At 33.3% G+C, this 13,028-nt stretch carries 13 protein-coding genes; 8 read left to right on the forward strand and 5 right to left on the reverse strand.

The annotated features are described in order from the left end of the window. Nucleotides 1-155 precede the first annotated feature (155 nt). From ACFSC2_RS24400 to ACFSC2_RS24410, 3 genes are all read right to left on the reverse strand, one after another. Nucleotides 156-539 (reverse strand): DUF3037 domain-containing protein, encoded by a 384-nt coding sequence (locus tag ACFSC2_RS24400; RefSeq protein WP_379813716.1) that lies wholly within the window; start codon nucleotides 537-539, stop codon nucleotides 156-158. Next, nucleotides 529-1,308, reverse strand: a complete 780-nt coding sequence (locus ACFSC2_RS24405; RefSeq protein ID WP_379813717.1) for a HipA family kinase — start codon at nucleotides 1,306-1,308, stop codon at nucleotides 529-531. Before ACFSC2_RS24405 ends, ACFSC2_RS24400 begins: the two co-directional genes overlap by 11 nt. 297 nt (nucleotides 1,309-1,605) lie before the next feature. Then, entirely contained in the window at nucleotides 1,606-2,454 is an 849-nt protein-coding gene (locus ACFSC2_RS24410; protein WP_379813718.1) for an NAD(P)H-hydrate dehydratase, read from the reverse strand. A gap of 404 nt (nucleotides 2,455-2,858) precedes the next feature. Between ACFSC2_RS24410 and gcvT the strand changes: the two genes are divergently transcribed. The 5 genes from gcvT (at nucleotide 2,859) to ACFSC2_RS24435 (ending at nucleotide 8,844) form a co-directional block, all read left to right on the forward strand. Further along, nucleotides 2,859-3,941: a glycine cleavage system aminomethyltransferase GcvT gene (gene gcvT, locus ACFSC2_RS24415; RefSeq protein WP_379813719.1), complete on the forward strand. Its 1,083-nt coding sequence runs from the start codon at nucleotides 2,859-2,861 to the stop codon at nucleotides 3,939-3,941. 247 nt (nucleotides 3,942-4,188) lie between these two features. Continuing rightward, nucleotides 4,189-6,225 carry a S41 family peptidase gene (locus ACFSC2_RS24420; protein WP_379813720.1) on the forward strand — a complete coding sequence of 679 codons (2,037 nt, stop codon included), beginning with the start codon at nucleotides 4,189-4,191 and terminating at the stop codon, nucleotides 6,223-6,225. A gap of 314 nt (nucleotides 6,226-6,539) precedes the next feature. Beyond that, on the forward strand, nucleotides 6,540-7,253 hold the full coding sequence (locus tag ACFSC2_RS24425) for a YebC/PmpR family DNA-binding transcriptional regulator (protein ID WP_026729302.1): 714 nt from the start codon (nucleotides 6,540-6,542) through the stop codon (nucleotides 7,251-7,253). 327 nt (nucleotides 7,254-7,580) lie between these two features. Continuing rightward, a complete protein-coding gene (locus ACFSC2_RS24430) occupies nucleotides 7,581-8,078 on the forward strand; it encodes a hypothetical protein (protein WP_379813722.1) in 498 nt (165 codons plus the stop codon). A 406-nt stretch (nucleotides 8,079-8,484) separates the two neighbouring features. After that, nucleotides 8,485-8,844, forward strand: coding sequence for a hypothetical protein (locus tag ACFSC2_RS24435; protein ID WP_379813723.1), 360 nt, complete (start codon nucleotides 8,485-8,487; stop codon nucleotides 8,842-8,844). A gap of 90 nt (nucleotides 8,845-8,934) precedes the next feature. Here the strand turns inward: ACFSC2_RS24435 and ACFSC2_RS24440 are convergent, their stop codons facing one another. Beyond that, nucleotides 8,935-9,840, reverse strand: a complete 906-nt coding sequence (locus tag ACFSC2_RS24440; RefSeq protein WP_379813724.1) for a LamG domain-containing protein — start codon at nucleotides 9,838-9,840, stop codon at nucleotides 8,935-8,937. Between the two features lie 374 nt (nucleotides 9,841-10,214). Between ACFSC2_RS24440 and ACFSC2_RS24445 the strand changes: the two genes are divergently transcribed. The 3 genes from ACFSC2_RS24445 to ACFSC2_RS24455 all read left to right on the forward strand — a co-directional run bounded on the left by ACFSC2_RS24445 (nucleotide 10,215) and on the right by ACFSC2_RS24455 (nucleotide 11,701). After that, nucleotides 10,215-10,856, forward strand: a complete 642-nt coding sequence (locus ACFSC2_RS24445; RefSeq protein ID WP_379813725.1) for a hypothetical protein — start codon at nucleotides 10,215-10,217, stop codon at nucleotides 10,854-10,856. A 13-nt stretch (nucleotides 10,857-10,869) separates the two neighbouring features. Beyond that, complete coding sequence (locus ACFSC2_RS24450) at nucleotides 10,870-11,184, forward strand: hypothetical protein (protein ID WP_379813726.1); 315 nt, start codon at nucleotides 10,870-10,872, stop codon at nucleotides 11,182-11,184. Between the two features lie 91 nt (nucleotides 11,185-11,275). Further along, complete coding sequence (locus tag ACFSC2_RS24455; protein WP_379813727.1) at nucleotides 11,276-11,701, forward strand: SMI1/KNR4 family protein; 426 nt, start codon at nucleotides 11,276-11,278, stop codon at nucleotides 11,699-11,701. Between the two features lie 129 nt (nucleotides 11,702-11,830). Here ACFSC2_RS24455 and ACFSC2_RS24460 read toward each other — a convergent pair whose 3' ends face one another. Next, nucleotides 11,831-12,745, reverse strand: coding sequence for a LamG-like jellyroll fold domain-containing protein (locus ACFSC2_RS24460; RefSeq protein ID WP_379813728.1), 915 nt, complete (start codon nucleotides 12,743-12,745; stop codon nucleotides 11,831-11,833). Nucleotides 12,746-13,028 lie beyond the last annotated feature (283 nt).

A 13,028-nucleotide genomic window follows, 5' to 3' on the forward strand; every position in this document is an offset into this window, starting at 1 on the left:
AGTTTTTTCGCAAAGATTCACAGAGAATTGCGCAAAGATTCGCAAAGATATTTTAATCTCGCAAAGTTTTTATATTCTTGGCGTCTTAGCGACTTTGCGAGATTTATCAGTTTAGGCTTAAATTATCTTATATAACTTATATGGTTTAAAAACAATTACAATACAAGTTCCTCAAACAATCTCTGAATCGTTTTTTCTAAATCCTGACATAAACCCGGATGGGGCCTTGAAGTTTGTATACCAGAACTTCTAATTGCCGTTAACCATCTAAAACGTTCTGGAATTTCGAACGCAGCTATTGGACCGCCGTCTTTGGCTCCTTTGGCAATTTTTTCTAATGAAGTTAAGTTACATTCTAATTGTTCGATGTCAAAATCGGCAGAAAGTGCTTGGATTCTTTCTTTATTTAAATGAAAAAGAACCTTTATAAATTTGGCTTTTTTGCAAAACAAAATGATTCCGATATTCAGGAATTCTTCGCGCTCTACCCTTGGCACAACACGAATCACAGCATATTCGTATAAGTGATTATCTTGCATTTTGAGCCTGATTTACAAAAATTTCTGAATTGGCTAATCTCGTCTTTAAAAACTGCAAATAAACATTTCGCAAGCCTTCTGGTGTTTCGTCTGCATCTTCCCATTGCAACCAGTCCAACGGAATTGTATTTACAATTTCTTCTAAAATTTCTGGTGTTAGAATCGCTTTAAATTCGGCATCGACTTCTTGTAAAAGTGAAGCCTGAGGCAGTAAAACGTGATCTTTGATCAACGCAAACGGACTCTTCGCATGTTGCTCCCAATTGTTCCAGGAATGATGAAAATACAAACACGCTCCGTGATCGATCAGCCATAATTCTTTATGCCAAATAAGCATATTGGTATTCCTGAAAGTTCGGTCAACATTGGTAATATAAGCATCCAGCCAGACAATCTGAGAAGCTAATTTAGCATCAACAGTCGTCACAACTGGATCAAAAGTAATGGCACCCGATAAAAAGTGAAGCGCCAAATTTAATCCCTGACTTCCCTGCAATAAATCTTGAATTTCCTCATCGGCTTCGGTTCTTCCAAAAGCTTCGTCAAGGTTGGCGAAAACTAATTCTGGTAACTGTAGTTTTAAGGCTTTTGCAATTTGTCCGCCTACTAATTCGGCTATTAAGGCTTTTACGCCGTGTCCGGCACCTCTAAATTTTAAGACATATTTAAAATCGTCATCGGCTTCTGCTAAGGCTGGCAACGAACCGCCTTCGCGCAGTGGGGTTATATAACGGGTAACGTTTACCGTTCTGAGATCGAAGTTTTTCATACTACAAACTTAATGATTTTAACCGCAAAGTACGCTAAGGTTTGCGCTAGAGGCGCAATTTTTAAACCATATAAGTTATCTAAGAAAATTTAAGCCTAAACTGATAAATCTCGCAAAGTCGCTAAGACGCAAAGTTTAATATTCACATTTTTGTCATTTCGACGTAAGGAGAAATCTCCGCAAGTAGCTCCGCAAAGTGTATCGCCAATCTTTGTAGAGCTACTTGTGGAGATCCTTCATGTCCTGGGATGACAAACGATATGTAGAAATTATCTAATTGACAAATTTTCTAATTTTCTAATTTTCTAATTCAAGAAAAGCTTTACCAAGATATTTAATAATAGTCGAAGCCGTAAAAGATTCGTAGCCTGTTTTGGGTAAAGCTAAATCTGCGGTTAATCCGTGAAGATAAACTCCTAGTTTTGATGCATATTTGGGTTCGTAGCCTTGGGCTAAAAGACTTGTGAGGATTCCGGTTAAGACATCGCCGCTTCCTGCTGTGGCTAGCGCGGCGTTTCCGGTTGTGTTTTCGTAAACTGAAGTTCTGTTTATAATGAATGTCGGTGCGCCTTTCATGACGACAATGACTTTATATTTTTCTGAGAAAGCGATTGTTTTTTGAAATTTCTCGGATTCTGAATTCCATTTGCCAATTAAGCGTTCTAGTTCTTTTGGATGCGGTGTCAGGATTGTGTCTTCGGGAACTAATTCTAACCATGAAATGTTTTCTGAAATAATGTTTAACGCATCGGCATCTAAAACTAATGGCGCTTTGTTTACTCTCAGGAATTCAAATAAAGCTTTTTGTGTCGCCAGTTCCTTTCCTATTCCAGGACCAAATCCGATGGCTTGCGGTATTAAAGGCAGATGAACATTAGTAATAAAATTGGTGTTTTCATCAGTTACGGTCATTACTTCGGGAATGGAGATTTGAAGAATTTGATAACCACATTTTGGAATAAAAGTCGTTACAAGTCCGCATCCTGATTTTAGGCAGGATTTTGAAGCTAAAACCGCCGCTCCTATTTTGCCGTAACTTCCGGCAATAATTATGGCGTGGCCTTGCGTACCTTTGTGTGCTTTGGAGTCTACAGGTTGGTATAGTTTTAGAATTTCTTCTTTATTGATTAAATACGGTGATTTCATCTGGCTTCTTTAATTGCTGCGGTTAATTTTTAAACACATAGAATCATAGCTTTTCTTTGCGTGCAAAGGCGTTTCACTTGTTTAAATAAACATAGCTGTTTGTCGAAGAAATATGATTTTATATAAAATTACATAAAAATTTGAAATCACGATTCTTCTTTTGAAAGCGAATTTCCTAGCCCAGATTGAAGTGGAAAGCCCGGAGTAAAAAAAACAAAAGTTTCTTGTTCTAAAAAAGCGACCAACGGAAGCTCTTTTTGGAACATTAGAAACTTTGCTTTTTTTATGAGGACTTGCAACGAAAAGCTGGAATAGCTCCTAATTATTGCGAAATTTATAATTTAAGGCATTCTAATTAGATATTTTTTGAATAGATTTGCAAAACAATTTTATAAAACAACACAATGAAAAATACTGCGCTTACGCACATACATGAGGGTTTAGGAGCGAAAATGCTTCCTTTTGCTGGTTATAATATGCCTATTACATACGAGGGGGTTAATGCTGAACATGAAACGGTTCGTAATGGTGTGGGTGTTTTTGACGTTTCGCATATGGGTGAATTTTTGTTAACAGGTCCAAATGCTTTGGCTTTGATTCAAAAAGTGACTTCTAATGATGCTTCAACTTTGACAATTGGAAGAGCGCAATATTCTTGTCTTCCAAACAACGAAGGCGGAATCGTTGATGATTTGATTATTTATAAAATGAAAGAAGAGCAGTATTTACTAGTTGTAAATGCTTCTAATATTGAAAAAGACTGGAACTGGATTTCGTCTCACAATGATTTGGGTGTTGAAATGAAGAATATTTCTGAGGACTATTCTCTTTTGGCAATTCAGGGACCAAAAGCGGTTGAAGCGATGCAGTCTTTAACTTCTGTAGATTTGTCTGCGATTACTTATTATCATTTTGAGGTAGGTGATTTTGCCGGTATCGAGCATGTAATTATTTCTGCTACTGGTTATACTGGTTCTGGCGGATTTGAAATTTACTGTAAAAACAACGAATTAGAACAAATCTGGAATAAGGTTTTTGAAGCTGGAGCTTCTTACGGAATTAAGCCGATTGGTCTTGCTGCACGTGATACTTTACGTCTTGAAATGGGTTTCTGCCTTTACGGAAACGATATTAATGATACTACTTCTCCTCTTGAAGCTGGTTTAGGATGGATTACGAAATTTACTAAAGATTTTACTAATTCTGAAAGCTTGAAAAAGCAAAAAGAAGCAGGTGTAACTAGAAAACTGGTTGCTTTTGAAATGCAGGAACGTGCGGTGCCAAGACACGATTACGAAATTGTAGACGCTGACGGAAATGTTATCGGAATTGTAACTTCTGGAACCATGTCGCCTTCTATGAATAAAGGTATTGGTTTAGGATATGTTACAGTGGCGAACAGCGCTGTTGACAGTGATATCTTCATCAGAATTAGAAAAAATGATGTTCCTGCAAAAGTGGTTAAATTACCGTTTTACAAGAAATAATCATTTTTAAAATTATAATCGAAATGCGTTGCAGTTGCAACGCATTTTTTTTAGCCACTAATTTCACGAATTACACTAATTTTTTTGTCGCAGATTACAAAGATTAAAAATAAAATTCGCGCTAATTCGTGAAATTCGTGGCAAAAAGGAATATTAAAAAATGTTTACACTGTCGATATTTTGAAGGGATTCGTCTTTTTGTAAAAAAATTAGTGTAACTTTAGTCTGAACGTTGATTTTTCCACCTATGAAAAAGATTTCACTACTCCTATTTTTGCTTTGTTCTACTATTTCTTTTAGTCAAAGCAGTGCCGAAACTTGTGAGATTTTGAACAAAATTAATGCACTTATTCAAAGCGAACATCTTCGACCAAAACCTGTTGATGATAGCTTGTCTGTCTTTGTGTTTGATAATCTGATTAACGAATTAGATCCTTCTCGTAATATATTTTTTAAAACTGAATATAATGAAATGGCTCAAAAATACCGTTTCAAACTAGACGATTTGATCCTTAAAAATGATTGTAGTTTTTTAACTGATATTAAAGAAAAATATCGAAATGGTTTGATTAGAACTAAAGCTGTTTTAGAGAAAATTCAAACTCTTCCGTTTGATTATACTCAAAAAGATACGATTCGTTTTTACAAAAAATCTTTTGCTTTTTATCTTAAAAAAGAAGATCTGGAAAGAGTCTGGACCAAAAAACTTCGCTATCAGGTTTTAGATGAAGTTGCCGATACAAGTGACAATCTGGATTCTTTAAAAACCAATTTTAAATCAATCGAATTACCGGCTAAAAAAACTATTGTTTCTAATGAAATTTGCAGAATCAGTACACTTTTAGAAAGTAAAACGAAGCTTGAAGAAAAAGTTTACAATTTCTTTTGCACCTATTTTGATCCGCATACGGCTTATTTTAGTGATGATTCTAAAACAAGCTTTGTCGCTTCTTTGTCAAAAGAACATTTGTCTCTTGGAATGACTGTGAATCTAAATGATAAAAACGAAATCATTATTGATGAGGTTGATCCGAACGGGCCAGCGTATCAGACTGGTCAGATTAAAAAAGGCGACCAGATTCTTTCTATTTCCAATCAAAAAGAAACATTACAGGTTTCTTGTGCTTCATTAGAATCTATTTCGAGCATGATTTTGTCTGAAGCTAACAAACATATCACGCTTACGCTAAAGCGAAATACAGGCAAAAGCTTTGATGTTTTTATTGAAAAACAAGTAATGAAAGACGAAGAAAATTCGGTTTTTAGTTTCATTATCGGAAAAGACAGTAAAATAGGTTATATCAAGATTCCGAGTTTTTATGCCGATCTTGACGGAAACAGTCGCAAAGGATGCGCGGACGATGTAGCTCGCGAAGTAATAAAACTAGAACGCGACAACATAAAAGGTTTGGTTATTGACTTGATTGACAACGGCGGCGGATCGATGGAGGAAGCGATTAAAATGGCCGGAATGTTTGTAGATTACGGTCCGATTTCGATTGTGGTTGATAACAAACACGAAAAATCGGTGATTAATGATCCGTTTAGAGGCGTTATTTACCGTGGTCCGATTGTTGTTTTAGTGAATAGCAATACGGCTTCGGCAAGTGAATTTTTTGCTTCGATTATGCAGGATTATAACCGCGCTTTGTTATTAGGAAGCAATACGCTGGGCAAAGCAACCATGCAGACCATTCTTTCGCTTGACGAAGAAAAAAACACCGATTTCCTTAAAATTACAATCAACAAATTTTATCGTGTTACAGGCAAAAGCCACCAGTATATAGGCGTTAGACCAGATGTAGTACTACCAGAATTTTATGAAGATATTTACCAGAAAGAAAGTGATTTTCCGACTGCGATTAAAAATGACAGTCTTACTCCTTTCTTAAAATACAGAACGTATGTAAAGAGAAGTGTTATTGATAAAATTGCCAAAAACAGCTCGGCGCGACTTGCAGATAATTATTTCTTTAATAACATTAAAAAAATCAATCAAAAAATTGATCAAATTATCAATACTCCAAAAGCAGAGATTCCGATGACTTTGGATGCGGTTTTCAAACAAAAGAAATCGCTAAACTCACTTTGGACAGAAATTAATACTTTTAACGACGAAAATAATCCGCTTGATGTTTACAATTCTTCTGTAAATCAGTTTTTACTGGGAACTTATCCAACTGAAAAAACGATCAATCAAAGTCAAATGGACAATCTTAGGACAAATCCTTATCTGAATGAAGCGGTTAATATTATTAATGAATTTAATGGAGGGAGTAAGTAAGAGGGTTTGTTTCAGGTTTCAGGTTTCAGGTTTAACCGCAAAGTGCGCAAAGATTCACGCAAAGCACACAAAGAAATTCAACTTAAGTTTAAAAAATGTAAAAGTTCGCAAAGCTATAGAGATAAAGCTTTGCGAACTTTGCACTTATAAATTTAACCTTAGATAAAAAACTTTGCGGACTTTGCGGTTAAACTCACTATAAGCCAACTTGAAACTTGAAACCTGAAACAAAATAAACTAAAAAAACAATCTAATTTGTTTTTGTAAAAAAGAGGAATAACCGTATTTTTGCATCACAAAACTAAAAATTAGAAATGGGAAGAGCATTCGAATTTAGAAAAGGAAGAAAAATGAAACGCTGGTCAGCAATGGCCAAAACATTTACCAGAATTGGTAAAGATATCGTAATGGCTGTTAAAGAAGGCGGGCCAAACCCAGATGCCAATTCTAGATTGAGAGCTGTTATACAGAATGCGAAAGCGGCCAACATGCCTAAAGATAATGTGGAGCGCGCGATTAAAAATGCAAGTAATAAAGACACTGCTAACTATAAAGAAATTCTTTTTGAAGGATACGCTCCTCACGGAATTGCAATCTTGATTGAAACGGCTTCTGATAACAATAACAGAACGGTAGCAAATATTAGAAGTTATTTTAACAAATGTAACGGAACTATGGGAACGCAAGGTTCTGTAGAGTTTATGTTTGATCATACTTGCAACTTTAGAATTGCAAATAACGGACTTGACGCTGAGGAACTGGAATTAGAATTAATTGATTTTGGTGCTGAAGAGGTTTTTGAAGACGAAGACGGAATCTTAATCTACGCTCCTTTTGGAAGTTTTGGTGCTTTGCAAAAAGAACTTGAAAACAGAGGTCTTGAAATTTTATCTTCTGGTTTTGAACGTATTCCTCAAATCACAAAAGAATTGACTGAAGCTCAAATCGCTGATGTTGAAAAATTGATCGAAAAAATCGAAGAAGATGATGACGTAATGAACGTTTATCATACAATGAAAGAAGAATAGTCTTTCTTTAATAATATTTTAAAAGCTCTGGATTTTTCTGGAGCTTTTTTTATTTTAAAGAACTTTCGCTTAATTCAAATAAAAAATTATATTTGCCTCTATCAGAAATAAACTAATTTAAATCTTTCATTTATGCAATCGTCAAAATTTATGAAATTTGCTGTGATAGCACTTGTCATCTTATTTATTGTGATCAGTGTTATTAGCTAAAAAATACAGCCACAAGTCTCCTAATACTAGGAGGCTTTTTTGTTTTGGAAAGCTTTCCGTTCAATTCAATTAAAAATTAGATCTATTTATAAATAGAATGACAATTAAATCTTCTAAATGAAACTAATAGAAAACTTTTACTGCATACAATCGGTCAATTTTGAGAGCGATGTCGAGGGAATCAGTTCAATAAAAACAGAATTGATAAGGCCTTCGATAAAAATCTTAGATGTAGAATATTCCGAGAAAAAGATTTATTCGAAAAGATTAGTTTCCAAGTTATCCACAGCTTCTGATGAATATTTTACGCTAGATGAATTATTATTCTTATCTAAAACATACGGATTCGAAATTGAAGAGAATGTATACTCTAAAGGAGACTATCACAGCGTTTTAAAAATCCATAAACTGTATGATATTCCTGGTGATATCACTTTAATTGAGTTAGACGGAAATGAATATTTAATGATCGGATTTCGTCGATGGCAATTTGATTTTCAACCAAGAGGGGCTGGAGAAGATATGTTAGGAGAAGACATTACATACATTTTTGGCATTTGGGAGTGTCCACTATTAACAGATGAAATAGTGGCGAAAATAAAGAATGAAAGATGAGAACGGGCATCATAGTCATGAATCTATAATTCGCAGCTTTCAGAGTTGGTATAATGAAGACAAGGATAATATAAAATATTTGATGCAGGTATTTTATTCACTTCCTAAATTTTACAAATATGATGAAGACTTGCAATATCCTTTTGTCAGAAAAATTATCTATGCCATTGGCGCGCGCAGCCAGAGCCTTATAATTTTGATGCATTAGAAGTTATTTCACAATCAGAAGACGAGGAAATAAAAGCGTTAGCGTCGCATCAAATCGAAAAAAGAAAAAATCTTGGCAGATGGGAATCTGATAGCAAAAACCTCTTAATCCATAAAGTAAAACACATTTTAATTCTTCTTTCAAAGGCATTTGAAAAGATATGAGAAGCAACTTCATTTTCTCCTAAAAAGATAAATTATGAACTATAAGTTTGAAAAATATAATTATTTCGATGAAAGAGATAATACCAACAAATCAACATCTTTAATATTTATTGAAAATGAAGATAAGTATGGGGTGTACTTTTCTACGGAAATTAAAAATTTAAATATTAACTATTTAAACGATATAGTTAATTCTCTAGAACAAATCTTACAGGGAGAATTACAATACTATGAATTTGGATATGAAGCTTATAGTATTGAATGCAAAAATGATATTTCATCTATAATAGATATTTATAACAATTATGAATCTATTACAGAAATTTCAACACAAGAAATCTATGAATTTATTCGAGATTGGAGAAATCATTTAATTACTAATCCAGATACATAATTGATCTCAAAAAAAGTAATAAGCGTAATTAGCTAAAAAAGAAAAGCCTTCATAATGAAGGCTTTTCTTTTAATTTATGTCTAACTGAATTTACTTCTTTTTGTTTGTTACTTTCAATAAATAAGTTCCTTCTGGTAAATCCGCAATATCAGAAGCACTATTAATATTTACTTTTCGTCCCTGCGAAAAAACCTCAACCATTTTAGGATCATTGTTTTCTGATGCTGGAGCAGGACTTGGACTCGGAGCTTGAGTTTTGGCAGGAACAACTGCTTTTGAAGGTGCTGCTGCTGTTTTTGCTGTATTTGTAGTTTGAACTGACTGCGCTGGCGCCGAAGCTGGCTTAGAACTATTATAAGATTCTAAAACTTGTTCGTCTGTCATGGCAACAGTGTATAATTTTAAATCATCAATATCGGCATTAATAGACGTTGCAACATTCATTTTTCCGATCGTCAAAATATAACCTTTAGTAAGACGCGGAATTCCTTCTGCAGATTTCAATAATTCGCCGTTACGATATATTTTTGATATATTTCCATCATATGTAATGCTATAAAAATACCAAACTTCTTTAGCAAGAGGTACCGAAACCGTAGTATTATTTGCTGTTTCCCAACCAATAAGACTTAAATCTGACGCTCCGCCCGCTAAAGCTTGCTGTGATAATCCAAAGTATTGTGAACTTACCGCTGTACCATAACTCCAAATATGATGAGGTGCTGTAACAGCATTAAATTTTACCCAAATCGATATTGTTCTAGGTTTGTTTCCTTGCGGAAGATCGCCTACTACGGCTTGATAAGCTTTATTGGCAAGTCTAAGAGCTCCTTTGGGTGCTCCCGTTCTGTCATTTACATATGTTGGCGTTCCTAAAAATGAAATGGTATTATCGGCACTATTCAAGTTTCCGTTGAAATTAAATTCTTGAACGGGATTTTGAGCATAAATATTTAAAAAATTGATAAATAGTAAAGTGAGTAATACTTTCTTCATAGATAGAAACTTTAAATCGGCAAATATTATTGGTTATAATCGAAACAGCATTAAAAACTACTATGACTGATATGCTCTCTAATCATGAGTTATTTTTATTACTATTTTCTGAAATTTTGTTAAAACTATAATTTTAATTCAACACAACCAAACACTTCCTACAAGAAAATATATTATTCTCACATAAATTAATAATATTAACATCTCAAAAATATAAATATCAATTATTTATAGAAGACTTTTTAAAATTACCTATAAAACGATTGCTATCTTATTCTTCTCCTCTACTCTATTTTTGCTATTTTACAAAGATGTGTCATTGAAATATTATATTTTTAGAACTTTAAAACTGATTTTCAAAAAACAAATTCAATATGAAGATTAAAGGCAGCTGGTGTTTCGATTTAAATGACAATAGAGAAAATAATATTTTACTGTTAAAAGAAATACTGTCTATTTTATTTGAAGATGAAATTCTTATACCCGAATTTATTGTAAACGAAAAGTCTGCTGATATTAAATTAAGATCAAATAATTTTGAAGGCATCTTTGAGGAATTAATAGCAGCTTCAGATTATATAAGCGAGCGCATATACGGCCGCACGATTATTTACAATAACCTGAACAAAATGGAATATAACAGGATTATCGAAATTGAATATCGCCTATACGATGGTTTACTTTTCAGCATGTCAACATATAGCGATATATGGCTGCCAATGGTTTCTGATACAGAGAGTCACACCTTTAATTGGAATCTAGAAAATTACAATTGCAACTATTTCAGACTGAATGCTATTTTGCAAAAAATTGACAGAATCGTAAATTGGTCGTATACTACTAAATTTGAAAAAGATAATATGCCTTACGGACTACTTCAGGCTGGGTATCATTTATTTCTTTCTCCAGAAGTTATTACAAGAGAATTTCATAAAAATCCTAACCCTGATTTTGATTTGACGAAATATTTAGAAGAAATTAATTCTACTATTTCTCTAATAGATTCAGGCATTTAAAAGTAATTACAATATGAAAACTTTAAGATACAAAATCAAACCAACTATTTATTTTGAAGATCAAAAACTATGGATTTTTAATAATGAAATTCTTGATATGCCTTTTTCTATAATTGAGAATGGTATTTTAAGCTGTAAGCAAGTAATAAACGGCGAACACGAAAAGCTATCTTGGGGTTTAGAAACCGCCGAATTATTAGTACATAAAGAAACAAGCATTTTAGAATATCATGGTAAATTTGTCACAGAAATACCACCCAAAGAGTTTTGTGAGATACTTGAAATATATAGAGACAAATTAAAGGAATATGAAAATGAAAAAAGCTAAAAATTTGTCTTTCGATCATAAAAATAATAGAAAACCGAAAACCTTAAACCAAATTCAGCAAGTCAATCAATCCTAAATTGTATTAAAAAAATTGAGAAAACTAACCTTATATCCAAGAATGGGCGACTCAAACATGAGGCACATAGAAAATATTATTGGCACTAAATTACCAGAAGATTTTAAAGATTTTCTAAAAACTAATGGAGGATTAAGCCACTATGAAAGATATTTTATAGCTATTGATAAAACAATGTGGGAAGTTAATCGTTATTTAGCTTATCAAGATTTATTTAAACTTACTGAAGAGTTTCTTGAAAGTTACAAGCGTAAACTTGTTCCTTTCGCTTTTGATATGGGAGGATGGCATTTTTGTTTGTGCCTGGATGAAGGATCTGACTACGGCTCAATCGTCATAAACAGATGGAGCGATTATTTACCTGAAGAACAATTTATAAAAATAACAGAAAGCTTCGAAGATTTCATCAATGGATTAAAAACCGAAGAAGAATTAAATTAGATACACTAAAATCATAAAAAAACCTCCTGATCTCAGAAGGTTTTGTTCACTATTCCAAAAAAAATTAATTGCTGTTAAACAACTTAAAACTAAATAACATTTAAAGAAACCCAAATCTTTATTTTTATCTTACTTAGAAGTTATTTTTTTAGCGGGAGAATTGGTAATCTTCAAAAGATAAGTTCCTTCAGGAAGATCATTTATACTCATCGCATTATTTCCTACCACTTTTTGTCCCTGTGAATACACCTCAACGGTTTTTGTTCCATTTACATCACTAGTTGTAATTATAGAATTGGACGCTGGTTTTGAAACTGCTTTTCCTTTTACAACAGCCGTTTTCGACGTTTTGGCATCTGCAGCAGATGATGCGACAACAGAAACTATAGGTTTAGAACTTTCGTAAAGATCACTTACTTGCTCTGCTGTCAAGGCAACATCGTAGATTTTTAGATCGTCTACGTCGGCATTGATTCCAATTGTGGTATTAATTTCGCCCAGCCTAAAGATATTTCCTTTTGTGGCACGAGTCATTCCTTCGAGATATTTTAATAATTTACCGTCACGGTATATTTTAGAAGTTACGCCTTCATAAGTTATAGTGTAATTATACCAAACATATTTTTGCAACGGAACTGGCACAATAACGTCATTAGAAGCGCCCCAAGCAGCTAAACTTAAGTCTGAGTTAGAAGAAGACGTTCCTTGCTGTAATAAACCGCAATATTGTGCATTATAAGCATTTCCGTAACCCCAGATATAATTTGCGGCAGCGATATCATTAAATTTTACCCAGATACTAATAGTTCTTGCTCCTTTGCCTTGTGGCAGATTATCCACTACGGCTTCTAAAGCCTTATTATTTAATCTTTGGGCTCCTTTTACAGTTCCAGATCTGTCGGCAACAAAATTCTCTGTTCCCATAAACGAGATTGTGTTTGCTGTATTATTTAAAGTACCATCAAAATTAAATTCCTGAATCGGTATTTGCGCATTGACATTAAAATAACTTACAAACAACAAGGTTAGTAGTGATTTTTTCATAATAGTAGAATTTAGGAGATTAAAAAACATTGTGTCATTTTAACACTGCTACACTAGATTATTATGCATTTGAGCAAAAATATTTCCGACAACTTACCTAAATACTCGTTAAAATCATCATTTTTAATGATTTTAAATCCAAAACACTTTTGAATTAGTTTTACTTATTTTATTAAAATCATAAACTTAATTCAAACAAACTAATTATTTCTTACGTATAAATACGGGATAAGCAAGAATTTTAGATTTTAGATTTTAGATTTTAGATTTTAGATTTTAGATT

Source organism: Flavobacterium artemisiae, from assembly GCF_042678225.1.
Classification (GTDB): domain Bacteria; phylum Bacteroidota; class Bacteroidia; order Flavobacteriales; family Flavobacteriaceae; genus Flavobacterium; species Flavobacterium artemisiae.